Raw genomic sequence first — 20108 nt, forward strand, 5'->3', positions numbered from 1 at the left:
TTTCGGGCTTTTCGCTCTCTTCGGGCTCTTTCCGGGCGGTCAGCCGCACGAGAGGTACTTGTCGGCGAACTCCGTCTTCAGCTGCCTGGTCTTCTCCTGCCGGGCCTTGTCGTAGTCGCCGACGTTCGCCTTGGTGACGACGAACGAACCCGAGTCGACCTCCACCCCGGGATCGCGCATGGTGCACTGCTTCGTCTGGAGCAGCGCGAGCGCCCAGGTACCGATCTCGGCCTGGCCGGTGGGGTTCTGCACGACGGTCGCCGTGACCGTGCCCTGCCTGATGCCGCTGAGGATCTTGGCGTCGTCGTCGATGGCGATGACCTTCGCCTTCGAGCCGGACGACTGCACGGCGTCGGCCGCGGCGACGGCCGGGTTGTAGGCGGTGGCGACGATGCCCGTGATCTGGCCGCCCTTGGCCGCCATGAGGTCGGACACCGCCTTCTGGGCGGTCTGCAGGTCCGTGTCGATGTCGGTGATGGTCTGCAGGAGCTTCACCTTGCCGCCGGACTCCTTGACGGCCCGGGCCACGCCCTTGATCCGCAACTGGGTGTTGGCGTCCACGTTGTTGCCGGTCAGATGGACCAGGGTGCCCTTGCCGCCCATGGCCGCGATGGCCGCCTTCGCGGCCTTGTAGGCGGCGAGTTCGACGTCGGTGGAGAGGCAGAAGTCGGCCTCGTCCTTGTCGCCGGCCGGGCAGGAGCCCAGGGACGCCACCGGGAAGCCCTGCGACGTGAGGTCGGCGAAGGTCGTGTTGATGTCGGTGGGGGAGACGCCGAACACCCCGAAGGCGTTGTAGCCGCGGGCCGCGAGCGTGGACAGCAGGTTGTTCTGCTTCTGCTGGTCCCACTCCGCCGTCTCGTCGAAGGTGACGTCGCCGAGGCGGTAGGTCTTCTTCGCGGCGGCCCCCGCCGTCTTCCACGGCTGGAAGTACGGATGGGCGCCGCCGGGCACGAGGGCCACCTTGGTCCCCGACCCGTCGGCCAGGTCGGTGCCGTCGCCGGTGCGTCCGGCCGCCGAGGCCTGCCCGGCGGCGGGGGCGGGTGCGTTGCGGTAGGTGCAGGCCGCGGTCCCGGCAGCGAGCAGTGCCGCTGTGAGAACCCCGGACAGGACGGATCTGGTCGGGAAGTGCATCTCCCACCCCTACAGGATCAGATAGGAAATTGATGCGGTGATCGTGGGGCAGGTGGAGGTCTGCGTCAAGGTCTACGACAAGAACCGTTTCAAGCTGGGAGTTTTCCGCGAGTGACGTTCCCAGGGTCGTCGAGAGAGCCAAGAATCCTATAGGAAACGTAACTCGGCCTGTTCGTGCGGCAGTTCGGCCGCGATCCGGTCGCGCACGACTCTGGTCGCCGCTCCCACCATGGGCTACCGTCGGTAACACCCTGCCGTCCCGGCAGTCCCAGTCATGTCTCCCGCACCGCCCGCATCCGTACGGAAGGCACCCCTCCATGGACAACCCCAGAGCAGGCGCCGACGCGCCGGAAAGCTCCGAGCTGTCGTCCCGGTTCACCCGCCGTCAGGTGCTGACGGTGGCCGGCGGCGCGCTCGCCGGTATGACCCTCGGCCAGGCCGGGGCGTTCGCCGCCGAGTCGCAGGACGCGGACGCGATCGTCGTCGGCCACGGCCTCGCCGGTCTGGTCGCGACCGCCGAACTCGCCGCCGCCGGCCGCAAGGTGCTGCTGCTCGACCAGGAGCCGGAGGCGAGCCTCGGCGGCCAGGCCTTCTGGTCCTTCGGCGGGCTGTTCCTCGTCGACTCCGACGAACAGCGGCTGATGGGCGTCAAGGACTCCCACGACCTGGCCTGGCAGGACTGGCTCGGCACGGCGGGCTTCGACCGGGGCGTCGACGACCCGAACGGCCAGGACTACTGGGCCTACAAGTGGGCCGAGTCGTACGTGGACTTCGCCTCCGGCGAGAAGCGGTCCTGGCTCTCCGGCCTGGGTGTGCAGTGGTTCCCGATCGTGGGCTGGGCCGAGCGCGGCGGCGGCCTCGCCGACGGCCACGGCAACTCCGTGCCCCGCTTCCACGTGACCTGGGGCACCGGTCCGGCGGTCGTCGAGCCCTTCGAGAAGAAGGTCCGCGCGGCGGTCGCCGCCGGCAAGGTGACCTTCAAGTTCCGGTACCGGGTCGACGAGCTGGTGACCACGGGCGGGGCGGTGACCGGGGTGCGCGGCGCGGTCCTGGAGCCCAGCAGCGCGGCCCGCGGCACCCCCAGCAGCCGTACCGTCGTCGGCGACTTCGAACTGCGGGCCCCGGTCGTGGTGGTCACCTCGGGCGGCATCGGCGCCAACCACGACCTCGTACGGCAGAACTGGCCGGCCCGGCTCGGCACCCCGCCCAAGTTCATGGTCACCGGCGTGCCGGCACACGTGGACGGCCGGATGCTCGGCATCACCGCCCAGGCGGGCGGCCGGATCGTCAACCCCGACCGGATGTGGCACTACACCGAGGGCCTGCGCAACTACGCCCCGATCTGGCCGAACCACGGCATCCGCATCCTGCCCGGCCCGTCCTCCATGTGGTTCGACGCCAAGGGCCGCCGCTTCAACACGCCCGACATCCCCGGCTACGACACCCTGCACACCCTCGGGTCCATCACCGCCTCCGGCTACGACTACTCCTGGTTCGTCACCACCCAGAAGATCATCGCCAAGGAGTTCGCGCTCTCCGGTTCCGAGCAGAACCCCGACCTGACCAACAAGAACGTCTGGCAGCTGCTCTCCCGGATCTGGCAGACCCCGGAGCCCATCGAGAAGTTCAAGAACAACGGCGTCGACTTCGTGGTCGCCGACAACCTCACCGACCTCGTCACCGGCATGAACAAGCTGACCGGCGACAACCTCGTCGACCTCGCCGACCTCAGACGGCAGATCGAGGCACGCGATCGCGAGATCGACAACCCGTACACCAAGGACGTCCAGGTCCAGGGCATCCGCAACGCGCTCAGCTACATCGGCGACTCCCTCAGCCGTACGGCGGCGATCCACCGGATCCTGGACACCAGTGCGGGCCCGCTGATCGCCGTGCGGCTCAACATCCTCACCCGCAAGACCCTCGGCGGCCTGCAGACCGACCTCTCCGGACGCGTCCTGGACAGCAGTGGCTCACCCGTCCCCGGCCTGTACGCGGCCGGTGAGGTCGCCGGCTTCGGCGGCGGCGGAGTGCACGGCTACCGCTCGCTGGAGGGCACCTTCCTCGGCGGCTGCCTCTTCTCGGGTCGGCAGGCGGGCCGCGCGGCGGCGCAGGCGACGGCGACCTGACGGGGGCGGCGTGGCGGCGGCCCGATGGCGGTCTGACGGCAGCCTGACGGCGGTCTGACGGAAAGGGCCGGGAAAGTCCGAGTCACCCCACCCTCAACCTGCCCCGACAGTGGCACCCTTGACAGCGTGCGTACTGTTTCGCGACGTTTGAGCGACACCTCCGGACCGGTGACCCCGTCACCGGTCCGGGCACAAAGGTGTACAGCGGGGAACAGGAGCTGTTCGTAGAAGCGGCAGAACGCGGAATACGCGTTATGGGGGGGAGCGGTCGCCCATGCGATCCAGAGGCCAGTGCAGTCATGCGTCACACACCTCGTCAGCCGAGGGGCGGTTGATCTGAGGTGGACATCACGATCCACAGACCCGGCGAGCTGACCGAGTCGCTCCGTCGGGCCTGGCACCACGCGATGGACGAGTCGCCGGAGTACGCCAACCCTTTTCTGGGCCCGGAGTTCACGATCGGCGTCGGCAGACACCGCGCCGGCGTACGGGTGGCGGTCCTGCGCGAGGGCGGCGAACCCGTCGGTTTCTTCCCGTACGAGCGCAACGCCCTCGGCGTCGGCCGGGCCGTCGGCCTCGGCCTCTCCGACTGCCAGGCGCTGGTGCACCGGCCCGGAGTCACCTGGGACGCCCAGGAGCTGCTGAGCGCCTGCGGGATGTCGATCTTCGAGTTCGACCACCTGGTCGCCGAGCAGAGACCTTTCGCCCCCCATGTGACCGGCACCTTCGCCTCGCCGGTGATCGACGTGAAGCCCGGCGACGGCGGCTACCCCGAGTGGCTGCGCGCCACCTACCCCGGCCTGGCCAAGACCACGCTGAAGAAGGAACGGCGCCTCGGCCGCGACATCGGCGACCTGCGCTTCGAGTTCGACGAGCGCGACCCCGCGGCCCTGCGCACCCTGATGCGCTGGAAGTCCGCCCAGTACCGGCGGACCGGACGCATGGACCGCTTCTCCCGCCCCTGGATCGTCGACCTCGTGGACCACCTCTTCCATGTCCGCGAGGAGCACTTCACCGGCGTGCTGTCCGTGCTCTACGCCGGCGACCGGCCGGTGGCCGCGCACTTCGGACCGCGCTCGGCCACCGTGCTCGCCGCCTGGTTCACCGCCTACGACCCCGAACTGCACTACTACTCACCGGGGTTGATGATGCATCTGCGTACCGCCGAGGCGTCCGCGCGCGGCGGGGTCACCCTGGTCGACCTCGGGCGCGGCGACAAGGAGTACAAGGACTGGCTCAAGACCCGCGAACTGCGGGTGGGCGAGGGCTTCGCCACCCGCACCCACCCGGTCGCCGCGGCGCACCGCCTGTGGCGCCGGCCGGTCCGCGGGCTGCGCAACACCGTCCTCGCCCATCCCGGGCTGCGCGACCCGGCGGACCGGCTGCTCAAGACCGTCGGCACCCTCCGCGCGTCCCGCCGCCGGGACGGCCTGCGCAAAGGGTGAACCAGCCGCCGCCCCGGCCGGGGGCCCTGGCCGGGGCGACGACGGCCGGCGGTACCCGGCCGCTCGTCGTCCATTCGCACTATGATCCTGTAAAGGTAAAAACCTGTGGGTTTGCCCTGGTAAGGATGCCACCTCGGCCGGAGTGATCCATGCGCCGCAAGCGTGCAACGGACGACGACGAGCTGCTGACCAGACTCAGGTCGCTCACCGCCCAGGCGCGCGAGCGGGCCGAGTACCAGCGTTCGCAGGTCGAGCTGGCCGTCGCCCTCCAGCGCGGCATGCTGCCCCGGGACCTGCCCGACACCCCCCGCTTCCATCTGGCCGTCCGGTACGCGCCGGCCTGCTACGGGCTCAACGTGGGCGGCGACTGGTACGACGCCTTCACGCTGCCGGACGGCCGCATCGGCCTGGCCATAGGCGACGTCCAGGGGCACAACATCGAGGCGGCCGCCTTCATGGGGCAGGTCCGGGCGGCCCTGCGGGCGCTCGCCTCGGTGACCGGCGAGCCGGGCGAACTCCTCGCCCGCACCAACGACCTCCTGGTGTCCCTCGGCAGCGACCTCTTCGCGACCTGCACCTTCATGCGGCTCGACCCGGAGACCGGAGTGCTGGAGAGCGCCCGGGCCGGTCATGTCCCGTTCGTGTGGGCCACCGCCGACGGAAAGTCCGGGCTGGGGGAGGACGAGGGCGGACCGCCGCTGGGCATCGAGCCCGGCATCGAGTATCCGGTGGCCCGGTACCGGCTCACCACCGGCGGCATGGTCGTGCTGCTCACGGACGGGGTGGTGGAGGGGCCGTCGCTGCCCATCGAGGAGGGGCTCGACCAGGTGGTGAGGCTCGCGGGTGTCGCCGCCGTCGCAGGCCTGGAGGCGCAGTCCCTGGCCGCCGCCGTCATCAAGGGCGCGGAACGGGTGGGCCACGAGGACGACGCGGCCGTGCTGGTCATGGGCCACGACGACCTGGACCCCACGCCGTAGCCCCCGGGACCGGCGCGCACCCGTCGGGTCGGCCGCGGGCGGCTCCCGCCTCGCCGAGACGGCCGCCTCGGTGTGTGATGGCTGGTGTGGTGGGTAACCAGGAGCTGCGCCGGCCGGCCGTCTTCGCCCTGCAGACGCTGGCCGTCGCCACCTGCTACTTCGCGGCGGGACGGCTCGGCCTGCTGTGCCGGCTCACCGTCGAGGGCGCCGTCTTCACCCCCATCTATCCGCCCACCGGCGTGGCGCTGGCCTGTCTGCTGGTCTTCGGCCTGGGCTGCTGGCCGGGCGTCTCGCTCGGCGCCCTCGTCCTCGTGCTGTCGATCGGCCCGCCCGGGCCCGACCTCGTGGGCATCCTCGTCGGCAACACGGCCGGGCCGGTCTGCGCCTTCGTGATGCTGCGCCGGGTCGGCTTCCGCACCGACCTGAGCCGGCTGCGGGACGGCCTCGCCCTGGTGTTTCTCGGCGCGCTCGCCGCCATGCTGGTCAGCTCCACCGTCGACGTGGTCACGCTGATCCTCGCCGGCAAGCTCGACGCGACCCACTTCTGGCCGATCTGGCTCGTGTGGTGGGTCGGCGACGCGATGGGTGTCCTGATCGTCACCCCCGTCCTGCTGGTGCTGTTCGAAGCCCGTCGGCCCCCGTCGCCGGCCCGCTGGAAGGAGGGCCTGGCTCTCGTGGCGGTCGCCGCGGTCCTGGTCCCGCTGGCCACGCGCAGCTCCCTGAGCGCGTTGTTCCTCGCCTATCCGCTGCTGATCTGGGCCGCACTGCGGTTCCGGCTGGCGGGGAGCGTGCTGTGCGCCCTGTTCACGTCGGTCATGGCCGCGGTCGCCGCGCGGGACGGGATCGGCGCGTTCGCCCACCTGTCCCACGTCGAGGTGATGCTGAAGCTGCAGCTGTTCAACGGCTCGCTGGCCCTGACCGGACTGCTGCTGTCGGCCGTCATCACCGAGCAGCACAACACCCGGCGCTCCGTGGCGGAAGCCTGCACGGAACTGGCCGAGGCCCTGGAGCACCTCACCGCGCACGACTCCCCGGCCGGGCGCGCCCCGCCGGAGGCGGCGGAACCGCGGCGCGAGCGCGGCGCGCGGTGACCGACGCCGCGGGGGACCGGGCGAGCCGCCCGGTCCCCCGCCGAAAGTTGCCGGTCCGGGACCGGGATCAGACGGTGCCGCTCGCCGTGATCTCGACCTTGGCCTTGGGAGTGCCGCTCTGGGAGCCGAAGCCCTCGATCCGGTCGACGATCTCCGAGCCCTGGACGACCTCGCCGAAGACCACGTGCTTGCCGTCCAGCCACGGCGTCAGCACGGTGGTGACGAAGAACTGCGAGCCGTTGGTGTGCGGGCCCGCGTTGGCCATGCTCAGCAGGTACTTGCGGTCGTGCTTGAGCTGGAAGTTCTCGTCCTTGAACTTCTCGCCGTAGATGCTCTTGCCGCCGGTGCCGTCACCGCGGGTGAAGTCGCCGCCCTGGAGCATGAACTGCGGGATGATCCGGTGGAAGCCGGAACCGGCGTACCCGAAACCGTTCTGCCCGGTGGCGAGCTCACGGAAGTTGCGGGCCGTCTGCGGCACCACGTCGTCGAACAGGTTGAACACGATCCGGCCGGCCGGCTCGTTGTTGATCGAGATGTCGAAATAAACGTTGTCGCTCATGCAGGTCAACCTATCGCGAACCGTCCTACGGGGCCGCACAGCCCGGGGTGTCGGGCTGCCGTGGCCGCTCAGCGGCCGCCACGGTGCCGACCGGAGGCCGGCGCGGGCCGTACCCGCGCCGGCGGCTCTGCGACCGCTGACCGCCCTCTCTCCCAGGAGCGCCTCTCCTAGTGGCGCCGCTCCAGCCGGTTGAGTACGGCCTCGGCCATGGCCGCCTCGCCCTTGGCGTTGGGATGGGCGGGGGCGGCCGGGGAGGCCGGCTGGAGAGGCTCGATCCAGCGGTCGGCGGGGGCCTTGCACATGTCGTGGCCGACGGTCGGGCCGTAGGTGTCCACGTACCGGGCGCCGTTCCAGGCGGCGACCATGCGCAGCATGAGGTTCAGCCGCTTGCCGGTGTCCCGGAGGTAGGGGAAGTCCTTCGCCGCGAACGGCACGGTCGGGTAGCAGCCGCTGCCGTCGTCGGGCAGCAGGTCGGGGTAGCCGACCACCAGGATCCGGGCGTGCGGGGCCCGGGCGCGGATCGCCCGCAGCACCTTGTCGACCTTGGGTGCGGTCTGCGCGATGTCGAGTACCAGCTGGTCGGTGCCCGAGGCGTTGTAGTACTGCTGGCAGGGGTTGCCCGTCAGGTCCTTGGAGCTGAGGGCCGCGCAGGTGCCGATGATCGAGCTGAACCCGATGTCGTTGCCGCCGATCTGGACGGTCACCAGGTCGGTGCTGCGCTGCACGGCGTCGAGCTGGGGGCCGTTGGTGCCCTGTGCCTTCCACATCTCGGCGGTGGTCGCCCCGGAACAGCTCACGTCCTTGAACGCGCTCACGTGCCGGGCCGCCGCCACCAGCGAGGGGTAGTTGTGGTCGGAGCGGGCACAGTTCGCGTCGACCTGCGTCGGGATGACCGGGCCCGAGGTGTAGGAGTCGCCGAGCGCCACATAACTGGTGCCGCGGTCGTGGCCGGAGCCGTGGCCGCCGCCGTGCGCCGCGGCCGGTGTCGTGGACGCGGCCACCAGGGCGCAGCCGCCCAGCGCCGCCGCCACGGTGGCCTTCCGCCGGTGCCGTCTCGCCGAACCGTCGGACGGGATGCCGTACGCCATGGAGATCCCCCCTGGAACCAGGACGCGCACGGAACCGGTCCCGACGGGCGGCCCGCACGCGTGTGTCGGGTCTGTATACCGCCCGGTAGGAGTCCGTAGCCAGAGGCCGGACGCAAGGAACTGGATCGAGTAACCCGCCCTGCCCGTAAGGGCATCCGGTCCGACCGGCGTCCGGGAGGCGCCCCCTGCGATTGAAGTTGGAAACCGATCGGTTTACGATGGGCGGCGACCGATGGAAACCGATCGGTTTCCGATCTCTGTGCACGTCTGGAGCGTGAGTGTCATGACCGCGATCAAAGACTCCGTCGTCCTCGTCACCGGCGGCAGCCGAGGCGTCGGAAAGGCGCTGGTGGAAGAGCTGTACGCGCGCGGCGCCGGCAAGGTCTACGCCACCGCCCGCGACCCGCGCACCGTCACCCACCCCGACGCCGTGGCGCTGGCCCTGGAGGTGACCGACCCCGACTCGGTGGCCGCGGCCGTCGAGCAGGCGCAGGACGTCACCGTCCTGATCAACAACGCCGGTGTCGCCACCGGGACCCGCTTCCTGACCTCTCCGCTGGACGACATCCGCCAGGAGTTCGAGACCAACTTCTACGGCCCGCTGCTGCTCACCCGCGCCTTCGTCCCGGTCATCGAGCGCAACGGCGGCGGCCACATCCTGAACGTGCACTCGGTCCTGTCCTGGGTCGCCGAGGGCGGCGCCTACAGCGCCTCCAAGTCCGCCCTCTGGTCGCAGACCAACAGCCTGCGCCTGGTGCTCCAGCCGCGTGGCATCGGCGTCACCGGCCTGCACATGGGCTACGTCGACACCGACATGGCGGCCCACGTCGACGGCACCAAGGCGAAGCCCGAGGACATCGCCGCGGCCGCCCTCGACGGCATCGAGTCGGACGCCTGGGAGGTGCTCGGCGACGACCTCACCCGCTGGGCCAAGGGCGCCCTGTCGGGCGACCTCGCCGACATGTACCAGCAGCTCGGTCGGTGACGAGGGGCCCGCATCCGAACGGCACCGCCCCCGTCCGCCCCGGTTTCCCGGTGGGCGGCCCGTTCGGCGGCGGCTCGGGGCCGGTCGTTGAAAAATCCGCTCCCGAAGGGTTGTCCCCAGGTTGCCTCATCACTTAAATCAAATCCTGAACTAAGCAGTGGGGTGCGTCGGTTGGAGGTACCCCCTGCTCACCTCAGGGAGCCGCTGATGAGACTGAGATCCTTGGGCGTAGCGCTCGCCGCCATGGCAGCGCTGCTGGCCCTCCCCGTCGCGCACGCGCCGGCGGCCCAGGCCGCCGACACGCCGTTGTCCCAGGGCAAGACCGCCACCGCCTCCTCGGAGGAGAACGCCGGGACCGCCGCCGGGAACGCGGTGGACGGCAACACCGGCACCCGCTGGTCGTCCGCCTTCACCGACGACCAGTGGCTCCAGGTCGACCTCGGCGCCACCGCCCAGGTCAGCCAGGTGGTCCTCAACTGGGAGACCGCCTACGGCAAGGACTACAAGGTCCAGATCTCCGCGGACGGCAGCAACTGGACCGACCTGCAGTCCGTGACCGGCGGCGACGGCGGCACCGACACCCTCGCCGTGTCCGGGCAGGGCCGCTACGTCCGGATGCTGGGCGTGCACCGCGCCACCCAGTGGGGCTACTCGCTCTGGGAGTTCCAGGTCTACGGCACCACCACCGGCACGCCCCCGGTCCAGGGCGGCGGCGATCTCGGCCCCAACGTGATCGTCGTCGACCCGTCCACGCCGAACCTCCAGGCGAAGTTCGACTCCGTCTTCGCCCAGCAGGAGTCGGCGCAGTTCGGCACCGGCCGCTACCAGTTCCTGCTGAAGCCGGGCACCTACAACGGGATCAACGCCCAGATCGGCTTCTACACCTCGATCTCCGGGCTCGGTCTCAACCCCGACGACACCCAGATCAACGGTGACGTGACCGTCGACGCCGGCTGGTTCAACGGCAACGCCACCCAGAACTTCTGGCGTTCGGCGGAGAACTTCGCCATCACGCCGTCCAACGGCACCGACCGGTGGGCCGTGGCTCAGGCGGCCCCCTTCCGCCGTATCCACGTCAAGGGCGGTCTCAACCTCGCCCCGAACGGCTACGGCTGGGCCTCCGGCGGCTACATCGCCGACTCGAAGATCGACGGCACGGTCGGCCCGTACTCCCAGCAGCAGTGGTACACCCGCGACAGCTCGGTCGGCGGCTGGACCAACGGCGTCTGGAACATGACCTTCTCCGGAGTCGAGGGCGCACCAGCGACCGACTTCGCCACCGGCTCCTACACCACGCTGGACAACACCCCGGTCTCGCGCGAGAAGCCGTTCCTCTACCTGGACGGCAGCGCCTACAAGGTCTTCGTCCCGGCCAAGCGCACCAACGCCCGGGGCGTCTCCTGGCCGGCCAACGCGGGCACCTCCATCCCGCTGGACCAGTTCTACGTCGTCAAGCCCGGCGCCACCGCCGCCACCATCAACCAGGCCCTCGCCCAGGGTCTCAACCTCCTCTTCACCCCGGGCATCTACCACCTCGACCAGACCATCAACGTCACCCGCGCCAACACCGTGGTCCTGGGCCTCGGCCTCGCCACCCTGGTCCCGGACAACGGCGTCGACGCCATGCACGTCGCCGACGTCGACGGCGTGAAGCTCGCGGGCTTCCTCATCGACGCGGGCACCGTCAACTCCGACACCCTGCTGCGGATCGGCGACCCCGGCTCCACCGCCGACCACTCCGCCAACCCCACCTCCATGCAGGACGTGTTCGTCCGCATCGGCGGTGCCGGACCCGGCCTCGCCACCAACTCGGTCGTGGTCAACAGCAACAACGTGATCATCGACCACACCTGGCTCTGGCGCGCCGACCACGGCAGCGGCGTCGGCTGGGACACCAACCGCGCCGACTACGGCCTCAGAGTCAACGGCAACGACGTCCTCGCCACCGGCCTGTTCGTCGAGCACTTCAACAAGTACGACGTCTACTGGAACGGCGAACGCGGCCGCACGATCTTCTTCCAGAACGAGAAGGCGTACGACGCCCCGAACGCCGCCGCCATCACCCACGACGGCGTCGTCGGTTACGCGGCCTACAAGGTCGCCGACACCGTGACCACCCACGAGGCGTGGGGCCTGGGAAGCTACTGCAACTACACGGCCGATCCGACGATCGTCCAGTCCAACGGCTTCCAGGTGCCGACCGGTTCGGGGATCAAGATGCACGACCTGCTGGTGATCTCCCTGGGCGGCATGGGTCAGTACGCCCACGTCGTCAACACCACCGGATCGCCGACCTCGGGGACCAGCACGACCCCGTCCAAGGTGGTCCAGTTCCCGTAGCCGGCCAGGTCTGGCCGGACCTGGCCGGGCCTGGCCGGACCTGGCCGGGCCTGGCTAGGCCGTCCGGCGCCGTGCCGGACGCCGCCGCAGCAGCAGCCGTCGCGCGGGCTGTTCCACGCCTTCGTAGAGGAGCCAGGCCAGGCCCAGCGCCACGGTGAACGCGACGGCGGCGACGGCGGCGCCGGTGAACAGGTGGAAACGCGGGCGGGTGCCGAGCAAATGGGTGCCCGCCCGCAGCACCAGCAGATGGACCATGTAGAACGCGAACGACAGCTCGCCGAGGCGGACCAGCCAACGGCGCCGCCACATCGAGGGCAGGCCGTGCAGATCGGCGACGGCCGCCGCCGGGATGAGCAGCGCGAAGCCCGTGATGGTGCAGGCGGTGGCCGCGTACTCGGCGGTGACCTGCGGGACCAGGAAGTAGCCGATGATCGCCAGGGCCAGCGAGGCCTCCAGGCCCGGGCCGCGCCACCGGCCGAGCAGCACCAGCCGTGCGGTGGCCGCGCCCAGCACGAACTCGGGCAGCCGGGCGGCCGGGAAGGAACTGATCGGCTGCGCCCACCAGTGGTGCGCGTCCGTCCAGGCGAGCGCCAGCACCGTCAGCACGGCCAGCGCGGCCAGCACCGTGGTGCCCCGCCCGCCCAGCCGGCGCAGCACCAGCGCCAGCAGCGGGAACGCGGCGTAGAAGAACGCCTCGCAGGCCAGCGACCAGCTGACCGGGTCCAGCGTCTGCCACCACGGCCGCCACCAGGAGTGCACCAGGAACACGTCGGCCAGGCCCTGCAGCAGGGTCGGCCTCGGCTGCCGGGGCAGCGCGCACACCATGACCAGCGCGAGCGCGACGGTGACCAGGTGCACCGGGTAGACCCGGGCGACGCGCCGCCACCAGAAGCGCGTCGCCCGGTCGCCCGGCCGCGCGGACCACATCAGGACGAACCCGGAGAGGATGAAGAAGAACGACACCCCCGAGGCGCCGGCCTCGAACCCCCAGGTCACGATCCGGCCGCCGGTGCCGCCGAAATAGCGGAAGTTGTGCACGTGCAGCCCGAAGACCAGCAGCGCGGCCATCCATCTCAGTCCGGTCAGGGAAGGCAGCGCGGGGGCGGGGGCGGACGGCAGGGTACGGGCGGGTGGCGCGGCGGCCGAAGCGGTACGAGGGGCCTGGGTCGCCGTCGTCATCGAGTCACCTGCCGGAGGGTTCGCGCGTGGAGCATGAAACGGAACGTTGCCCGTTCCACGCCTTTCATTCCGGCCTCGTACGAAACATCACACCAACGCCGACGCGCAGCCTCCGCCATCCGGGCCGTGGCCCCCGCCAGGCTCCGCACGCGCCGGAGTGGCGTCTTGACCCGCGCCTTTGGGGCGCGGGCCGGGCGTCGAAACACGGGGGCACGGACGAATGACCCCACTGCCGTCGCGTTGACGCCGCTACCGGCTGGACGCCATGGCGACCGCGCTGGGCCGGTCCTCGGACGGGGCGCCCCGGACCGCCGACGGGATCATCGACGGGGCCGTCGACGCTGCCCGGGTGGGAGCCTGGGTGGTCTCCCGCCGCGTGGGTCCCACGCTCGGGCTCGGGCTGGGGGTGGCCGGCGCCGGGGATCCCGAGGGGTGGTGCGGGACGGTGGGGCTGTGGGCCGGCGGTGCGAGGGGAAGCCGTGGGGACGCCGGCGCCGCGGGTGCTGCCACATGCAGCGACAGGGCGACGCAGACGGCGACGGCACAGGTCACCCCGGCTCCGGCCGCCGTACGGACCAGGCGGCGGCGGCTCGCGGCGCGCCGGATCTCCTCGTAGCGGCCCGGCGGCGGACCGAGATGCGCGGCCGGCGGCCGCAGGATGACCGCGAGGGGATCGTCGGGGCCGTCGAACTCGGGCTCGTCGTCAAAGCGTGTGGTCAAGGCTTCTCCTCAGATGACCGCGGAGCAGTTCTCGGGCCGCGTGCAGATCGGCCTTGACGGTTCCTTCCTTGCGCCCGGTCAGCTCGGACACCTCCCGGATCGGCATGTCAGCGTAGTAGTGCAGCAGGATCGGCACCCGTAGCCGCTCGGGCAGCGACTGCACCAGCAGCCGTACCGACGGATCCGCCGGTTCGGTGTGCGGGCGGATCGCGGCCTCCGTGCCGGCCCGGCGCACCGCCCGGCGCTCGCGCTCCAGCTTGCGCCAGTGGTCCCGGACGAGGTTGGCCGCGGTGACGTAGAGGAAGCCGCGCGGCTCCTCCACCTTCGTCCACCGGGCCCACAGCCGGGTGAAGGCCTCCGAGGCGATCTCGTGCGCCGTCTCGTCGTCGTCGACCAGACGGCGGCACCAGCCGGCCAGGCGGGGGTACAGGGCGGCGAACAGCTCGGAGGCCGCCGTGTCACGGGACCGTTTCAACGTTCTCCAGGGTCGAAGGGGCTCGCTCGTCGGGGAGGATGCGGGACCAGTGGCGTACGTTCCACCGGTCCCGCATCCGTTCCGGCGGGTCAGGGTGTCGTGCCGGTCAGCGTGGCGAAGACGATCACGTTGTCGAGGTAGCCGTCGCCGCCGCGCGGACCGCCGCAGGTGATCAGCCGCAGCTCCGGGCGGTCCACGTCCCCGTACACGTCCTGGGTCGGGAACGCGGCCTTGGCGACCGTACGCACCTCGTCGACGGTGAACACGGCCGACCTGCCGTTCTCCAGGCGCGCCACGGCCTGCTCGCCCCGGCGCAGCTCCGCGAGCCGGCGGAACACCCCGTCCCCGTAGGTCCCGACCGTGACATGGCCGAGGATCACCGACGGGCCGTTCTGCCCCGGGGCGGGGGAGTAGCGGTACCAGCCCGCCCGGTCGTGCGCGGTGACCGGGGGCACCTCGACCGTGCCGTCGGCGGCGAGGCCGAGGCGCAGCAGCGGGGTGTCGACCTCGATCGCCGGGATGCGCAGCCGGACCGGCGTGGAGCGGCCGAGTGCGGTGGGCGTGCCGGCGGTCGTGGTCGTGGCCATGGACGGGGGTGGCGAGGACGCGGGCCGTCGGTGGGCGGCCGGGGCCGTCCGGTCCGGGGCCCGGCCCGCGCAGCCCGCCAGCATCGAGGCCGTCGCGGCGGTGACGAAGGCGCGCCTGGAGAGCGGGGTCATGCCCCGGTCGCCCGGCGGCGACGGACGGCGAACACCGTCGCGCCCGCGGCGAGCGCGGCCGCCACACCGCCGCCGATCAGCGCGCTGTCGGAGCCGGAGCCCGAGGACGGCTCCGTCACCCCGGTGTCGGGCGCGCCCTTCGGCACCGCCGCGACCTGGTGCGAGTCCCGCGTGGGCGCGGGGGTGGAGACCCGGGAGGGCACGGCGGACGGGGCCTCGGACGGGACGGCGGACGGCTCGGCGGAAGCCGCGGCGGACGGCGCCACGGTGGCGACCGGGCTCGGGGCGGTGCCGTCGGCGAACGCGGGCACGGTGCCCGCCAGCACGGCGGTGCAGGCGAGTGCCGTGGCGCTCAGGACAGTTCGGCGCATGAGGACGCTCTCTTTCGTCGGCCCGCCGTGGTCGGGGCGAGCTGAGTTACGGATCGAGCGGAGAGACGACCCGGCGCCGGGGCGGGTTGTAAAGAGATAGCAAAGTCGCGCGGCGGGTGACGGGTGGGGCCGGACGTTGGCCGGTTCGCCACCAGACTTGAGTGGTTTGTTTTCTTGAATCACTCGTGTTTATGGCGATAGGTTGGCGCCATGACCGCCTCCCAGCCCCCGACGACCGCCGATGAGCTGCGCGGTGCCGGCCTGCGGGTGACGGCCGCCCGCGTCGCGCTGCTGGAGACCGTCCGCCACGGCGACCACCTCGACGTCGAGGCGATCGCCTCGGGCGTCCGCGAGCGGGTGGGCCACATATCGCTTCAAGCCGTGTACGACGCGCTGCACGCGCTCACCACGGCACGACTCATACGCCGCATCGAACCGGCCGGCAGCCCGGCCCGGTTCGAGGGGCGTGTCGGCGACAACCACCACCACGTCCTGTGCCGGTCGTGCGGTGCCGTCGCCGACGTCGACTGTGCGGTCGGTGACGCCCCGTGTCTGACCGCTTCGGACGACCACGGCTTCGCGATTGACGAAGCCGAGGTCATCTACTGGGGCCTGTGCCCCGCCTGTTCCACCGTCAGCAGTTCCTGAGTACGTCGATCCGCCCCTTCCGGAAGGATTTCCCCCATGTCTGAGGCCCAGGAGAACGCGGGCAAGTGCCCGGTCGCGCACGACCGCGCACCGCACCCCACCCAGGGCGGCGGCAACCGCCAGTGGTGGCCCGAGGGGCTCAACCTGAAGATCCTTGCCAAGAACCCCACCGTCGCGAACCCGCTCGACGAGGGTTTCGACTACGCCGAGGCGTTCCAGAACCTCGACCTCGCCGCCGTGAAACGTGACATCGCGGAGGTGCTCACCACCTCCCAGGACTGGTGGCCGGCCGACTTCGGCAACTACGGCCCGCTGATGATCCGTATGGCCTGGCACAGCGCGGGCACCTACCGCATCTCCGACGGCCGCGGCGGCGCCGGCGCCGGCCAGCAGCGCTTCGCCCCGCTCAACAGCTGGCCGGACAACGGCAACCTGGACAAGGCGCGCCGTCTGCTGTGGCCGGTCAAGAAGAAGTACGGCCAGGCCATCTCCTGGGCCGACCTGATGATCCTCACCGGCAACGTGGCCCTGGAGTCCATGGGCTTCGAGACCTTCGGCTTCGGCGGCGGCCGCGCGGACGTCTGGGAGCCGGAGGACGACGTCTACTGGGGTCCCGAGAAGGTCTGGCTCGACGACCAGCGCTACACCGGCGACCGTGACCTGGAGAACCCGCTCGGCGCCGTCCAGATGGGCCTCATCTACGTCAACCCGGAGGGCCCCAACGGCAACCCGGACCCGATCGCCGCGGCCCGCGACATCCGCGAGACCTTCCGCCGGATGGCGATGAACGACGAGGAGACCGTCGCCCTCATCGCCGGCGGCCACACCTTCGGCAAGACCCACGGCGCCGGCCCCGCCGAGAACGTGGGCGCCGAGCCCGAGGGCGCCCCGATCGAGCAGCAGGGCCTCGGCTGGAAGAGCACCTACGGCACCGGCAAGGGCGGCGACGCGATCACCAGTGGTCTGGAGGTCACCTGGACCACCAAGCCCACCCAGTGGAGCAACGACTTCTTCGGCATCCTCTTCGGCTACGAGTGGGAGCTGACCCAGAGCCCCGCCGGCGCCAACCAGTGGGTCGCCAAGGACGCCGAGGCGATCATCCCCGACGCGCACGACCCGTCGAAGAAGCGTCTGCCCACGATGCTCACCACCGACCTGTCGCTGCGCTTCGACCCGATCTACGAGCCGATCGCGCGCCGCTTCCACGAGAACCCCGACCAGTTCGCGGACGCCTTCGCCCGCGCCTGGTTCAAGCTGACCCACCGTGACATGGGGCCGAAGTCCCTGTACCTCGGCCCGGAGGTCCCGGCGGAGACGCTGATCTGGCAGGACCCGCTGCCGCAGGCCGAGGGCGAGGCCATCGACGCCGCCGACGTCACGGCCCTCAAGGCCAAGCTCCTCGACTCCGGCCTGACGGTCTCGCAGCTCGTCTCCACCGCCTGGGCGTCGGCCTCGACGTACCGCGGCAGCGACAAGCGCGGCGGCGCCAACGGCGCCCGCATCCGTCTGGAGCCGCAGCGCGGCTGGGAGGTCAACAACCCGGACGAGCTCGCCCAGGTGCTGCGCGTCCTGGAGGGCGTCCAGCGGGACTTCAACACCGGCGCCAAGAAGGTCTCCCTGGCCGACCTGATCGTCCTCGGCGGTGCCGCCGCCGTGGAGAAGGCCGCCAAGGACGCCGGCGTCGACATCGAGGTGCCCTTCACCCCGGGCCGGGTCGACGCGACCGACGAGCACACGGACGCCGAGTCCTTCGCGGCCCTGGAGCCGACCTCGGACGGCTTCCGCAACTACCTCGGCAAGGGCAACCGCCTGCCCGCCGAGTACCTGCTCCTCGACCGCGCCAACCTGCTCGGCCTGAGCGCCCCCGAGCTGACCGTCCTCGTCGGCGGTCTGCGCGTCCTCGGCGCCAACCAGGGCGGTTCGAAGCACGGCGTCCTCACCGAGACGCCGGGCGTGCTGACCAACGACTTCTTCGTCAACCTGCTCGACATGGGCACGACCTGGAAGTCCACCTCCGAGGACCAGTCCACCTTCGAGGGCCGCGACGACAGCGGCGCGGTCAAGTGGACCGGCACCCGTGCCGACCTGGTCTTCGGCTCCAACTCCGAGCTGCGCGCCGTCGCGGAGGTCTACGCGAGCGACGACGCCAAGGAGAAGTTCGTGAAGGACTTCGCCGCCGCCTGGGCGAAGGTCGCCAACGCGGACCGGTTCGACCTGGTCTGACCGACCGGGGCCCGATGCCCGGGCCGGCTCCTCGTGAGCCGGCCCGGGCATTGCCGTCTTTACGGACCCTTGGTCAACTCCCCACCGCGACACGTGCGTAGCGCGCTGCACATGAGTCGTTCTTTACCCCACCATGACCTCGACTCCCGTTGTTCACGCGACCTTCGCAGACTCTGCACGTCCTGAGCCATCCCCCCGTACCGGTCGCCCGCGGGAGTTCCGAACATGAGCCACGGTCACAGCCACGACCACGGTCACCACCACCATCACCACCACGGGGACGGAGACGCCGCCTCGTCGCTGCCGCCCGCCCTCGATCTGTCGGTCCCCGACGCGGAGCTGACTCCCGGTCAGCTCTCCCGTCGTTCGATGCTGCGCCGCACCGGCCTGCTCGGCGCCGGCCTCGCGGCGGGCAGCGTCCTCGCCGGTGCGGGCCAGGCCGCCGCCGCGGTCTCCTCCGCCCACTCCCAGAACGGCCGTTCCGGCGGCTACCTGTGGCTGGCCGGCGATCACCACATCCACACCCAGTACAGCTCCGACGCCAAGTACCGGGTCATCGACCACGTCCGGCAGGCCAACGCGCACGGCCTGGACTGGATGGTCATCACCGACCACGGCAGCGAGACCCACGCCAAGATCGGTGTCGAGAAGGTCAACCCGGACATCGTCGCTGCCCGCGACCAGATCGACGACACGCTGGTCTTCCAGGGCCTGGAGTGGAACATCCCGGCCGCCGAGCACGGCACGGTCTTCGTCCACCCCGGCAAGAACGAGGTCGCCGTCCTCAAGGAGTTCGAGAACTCCTTCGACGGCTCGGTGAAGGGCGCCTCCGCGAGCAGCCCCGCCAACGAGGCGCTGGCCATCTCCGGCCTCAACTTCCTCGCCGAGCAGGTGCAGCGCCGCAACGTCAGGGACGCGCTGTTCCTCGCCAACCACCCGGCGCGCAAGGGCATCGACTCCCCGCACGAGATCCGCGCCTGGCGCGACGCCCAGCCGTCGATCGCGGTCGGCTTCGAGGGTGCCCCCGGCCACCAGGCGGGCGGCGTGCCCAAGCCGAACGGCCCCGGCTCGGCCCGCGGCATCTACGACAACAGCCCGAGCGCCGACTCCTTCGCCGGCTACCCGCTGGAGAGCTACCGCACCTGGGGCGGCTTCGACTGGATGACCGCCACCGTCGGCGGCCTGTGGGACAGCCTGCTCGCCGAGGGCAAGCCCTGGTGGATCACCGCCAACTCCGACTCCCACAACGTCTACGCCGACACCGCGGTGCGCGGCCCGAACAGCGACTTCAACGCCAACGGCCGCTACAACGACCCGGTCTACGGCACCGGCATCAGCCTCACCGACACCGACTTCTGGCCCGGCCAGTACTCCCGCACCCACGTCGGCGCCTCGTCCTTCTCCTACAAGTCGGTCATGGACGGCATCCGCGCCGGCCGGGTCTGGGTGGACCACGGCGGCCTGATCAGCGGCCTCGACGCCCAGCTGCGCTCCGGCTCCCAGGCGGTGACCCTCGGCGACGTGCTGCACGTCCGCAAGGGCAGCAAGGTCGACCTGGTCATCGAGATCAGCCTCGCCAACGGCCCCAACTGGGCCCAGTTCGTGCCCTCGCTGGCCCGCGTCGACGTCATCCAGGGCGATGTCACCGGCGCGGTCTCCGACAAGGACACCTTCGCCACGCCCGCCACCAAGGTCGTGAAGTCCTTCGAGGTCAACAAGGCGACCGGCACGGTCAAGCTGTCGTACTCCCTCGGCCGCCTCGACAAGCCGGTCTACGTCCGGCTGCGCGGCACCGACGGCAACCGCTCCGCGGTCGGCTTCAACGGTGCCGCCGTGGACCCGGCCGGCCCGGCCATCGACGTCCTCGGCGACGCCGACCCGTGGAAGGACCTGTGGTTCTACTCCAACCCGATGTGGGTCCTGCCCGCATGACATCAGTTGGATCCCAAATCGCATAAACTAGGAATGAAACCGTATATTCATGCCAAGGAATCGAATTTGTAATCAAGACACGATTTTTCTCTTCGT

At 70.9% G+C, this 20108-nt stretch carries 17 protein-coding genes and 1 pseudogene; 9 read left to right on the forward strand and 9 right to left on the reverse strand.

The window, feature by feature from the left end:
* Positions 1-39: 39 nt before the first annotated feature.
* A complete protein-coding gene (locus ABT137_RS33020) occupies positions 40-1131 on the reverse strand; it encodes a sugar ABC transporter substrate-binding protein (protein WP_351714776.1) in 1092 nt (363 codons plus the stop codon).
* 317 nt (positions 1132-1448) lie between these two features.
* On the opposite strand from ABT137_RS33020, the gene ABT137_RS33025 reads away from it, so the two are divergent.
* The 4 genes from ABT137_RS33025 (at position 1449) to ABT137_RS33040 (ending at position 6773) form a co-directional block, all read left to right on the forward strand.
* Positions 1449-3260, forward strand: a complete 1812-nt coding sequence (locus tag ABT137_RS33025; protein ID WP_351714777.1) for an FAD-binding dehydrogenase — start codon at positions 1449-1451, stop codon at positions 3258-3260.
* 341 nt (positions 3261-3601) lie between these two features.
* Complete coding sequence (locus tag ABT137_RS33030) at positions 3602-4705, forward strand: GNAT family N-acetyltransferase (protein WP_351714778.1); 1104 nt, start codon at positions 3602-3604, stop codon at positions 4703-4705.
* 149 nt (positions 4706-4854) lie between these two features.
* On the forward strand, positions 4855-5682 hold the full coding sequence (locus ABT137_RS33035; protein WP_351714779.1) for a PP2C family protein-serine/threonine phosphatase: 828 nt from the start codon (positions 4855-4857) through the stop codon (positions 5680-5682).
* An 86-nt stretch (positions 5683-5768) separates the two neighbouring features.
* Positions 5769-6773 carry an MASE1 domain-containing protein gene (locus ABT137_RS33040; RefSeq protein WP_502984610.1) on the forward strand — a complete coding sequence of 335 codons (1005 nt, stop codon included), beginning with the start codon at positions 5769-5771 and terminating at the stop codon, positions 6771-6773.
* Between the two features lie 67 nt (positions 6774-6840).
* Here the strand turns inward: ABT137_RS33040 and ABT137_RS33045 are convergent, their stop codons facing one another.
* Positions 6841-7332 (reverse strand): peptidylprolyl isomerase, encoded by a 492-nt coding sequence (locus ABT137_RS33045; RefSeq protein ID WP_351714781.1) that lies wholly within the window; start codon positions 7330-7332, stop codon positions 6841-6843.
* Between the two features lie 167 nt (positions 7333-7499).
* Positions 7500-8420, reverse strand: coding sequence for an SGNH/GDSL hydrolase family protein (locus ABT137_RS33050; RefSeq protein ID WP_351714782.1), 921 nt, complete (start codon positions 8418-8420; stop codon positions 7500-7502).
* Between the two features lie 283 nt (positions 8421-8703).
* On the opposite strand from ABT137_RS33050, the gene ABT137_RS33055 reads away from it, so the two are divergent.
* Both ABT137_RS33055 and ABT137_RS33060 read left to right on the forward strand, forming a co-directional pair.
* Positions 8704-9405, forward strand: coding sequence for an SDR family oxidoreductase (locus tag ABT137_RS33055; RefSeq protein WP_351714783.1), 702 nt, complete (start codon positions 8704-8706; stop codon positions 9403-9405).
* A gap of 207 nt (positions 9406-9612) precedes the next feature.
* A complete protein-coding gene (locus ABT137_RS33060) occupies positions 9613-11745 on the forward strand; it encodes a pectate lyase-like domain-containing protein (RefSeq protein ID WP_351714784.1) in 2133 nt (710 codons plus the stop codon).
* Between the two features lie 54 nt (positions 11746-11799).
* Here ABT137_RS33060 and ABT137_RS33065 read toward each other — a convergent pair whose 3' ends face one another.
* The 5 genes from ABT137_RS33065 to ABT137_RS33085 all read right to left on the reverse strand — a co-directional run bounded on the left by ABT137_RS33065 (position 11800) and on the right by ABT137_RS33085 (position 15209).
* The gene (locus tag ABT137_RS33065) at positions 11800-12924 is read right to left on the reverse strand and encodes an acyltransferase family protein (RefSeq protein WP_351714785.1); all 1125 of its coding nucleotides are present in this window, start codon (positions 12922-12924) and stop codon (positions 11800-11802) included.
* A 249-nt stretch (positions 12925-13173) separates the two neighbouring features.
* Positions 13174-13644 (reverse strand): hypothetical protein, encoded by a 471-nt coding sequence (locus ABT137_RS33070; protein WP_351714786.1) that lies wholly within the window; start codon positions 13642-13644, stop codon positions 13174-13176.
* Positions 13628-14119: an RNA polymerase sigma factor gene (locus tag ABT137_RS33075; protein ID WP_351714787.1), complete on the reverse strand. Its 492-nt coding sequence runs from the start codon at positions 14117-14119 to the stop codon at positions 13628-13630. Before ABT137_RS33075 ends, ABT137_RS33070 begins: the two co-directional genes overlap by 17 nt.
* Positions 14120-14208: 89 nt before the next feature.
* A complete protein-coding gene (locus tag ABT137_RS33080; protein WP_351714788.1) occupies positions 14209-14838 on the reverse strand; it encodes a class F sortase in 630 nt (209 codons plus the stop codon).
* The gene (locus ABT137_RS33085) at positions 14835-15209 is read right to left on the reverse strand and encodes a sortase-dependent protein (RefSeq protein ID WP_351714789.1); all 375 of its coding nucleotides are present in this window, start codon (positions 15207-15209) and stop codon (positions 14835-14837) included. Before ABT137_RS33085 ends, ABT137_RS33080 begins: the two co-directional genes overlap by 4 nt.
* A gap of 210 nt (positions 15210-15419) precedes the next feature.
* Here ABT137_RS33085 and ABT137_RS33090 point away from each other — a divergent pair, with 210 nt between their 5' ends.
* The 3 genes from ABT137_RS33090 to ABT137_RS33100 all read left to right on the forward strand — a co-directional run bounded on the left by ABT137_RS33090 (position 15420) and on the right by ABT137_RS33100 (position 20012).
* Positions 15420-15857, forward strand: coding sequence for a Fur family transcriptional regulator (locus tag ABT137_RS33090; RefSeq protein ID WP_351714790.1), 438 nt, complete (start codon positions 15420-15422; stop codon positions 15855-15857).
* A gap of 36 nt (positions 15858-15893) precedes the next feature.
* Positions 15894-18080, forward strand: coding sequence for a catalase/peroxidase HPI (gene katG / locus ABT137_RS33095; protein WP_351714791.1), 2187 nt, complete (start codon positions 15894-15896; stop codon positions 18078-18080).
* Between the two features lie 225 nt (positions 18081-18305).
* The gene (locus ABT137_RS33100) at positions 18306-20012 is read left to right on the forward strand and encodes a PHP domain-containing protein (protein WP_351714792.1); all 1707 of its coding nucleotides are present in this window, start codon (positions 18306-18308) and stop codon (positions 20010-20012) included.
* Between the two features lie 25 nt (positions 20013-20037).
* Here the strand turns inward: ABT137_RS33100 and ABT137_RS51090 are convergent.
* A pseudogene (locus tag ABT137_RS51090) lies at positions 20038-20088 on the reverse strand (hypothetical protein); the annotation flags it as partial.
* Positions 20089-20108 lie beyond the last annotated feature (20 nt).

The sequence above is a fragment of the Streptomyces sp. NPDC001980 genome (assembly GCF_040296885.1).
Taxonomy (GTDB): Bacteria; Actinomycetota; Actinomycetes; order Streptomycetales; family Streptomycetaceae; genus Streptomyces.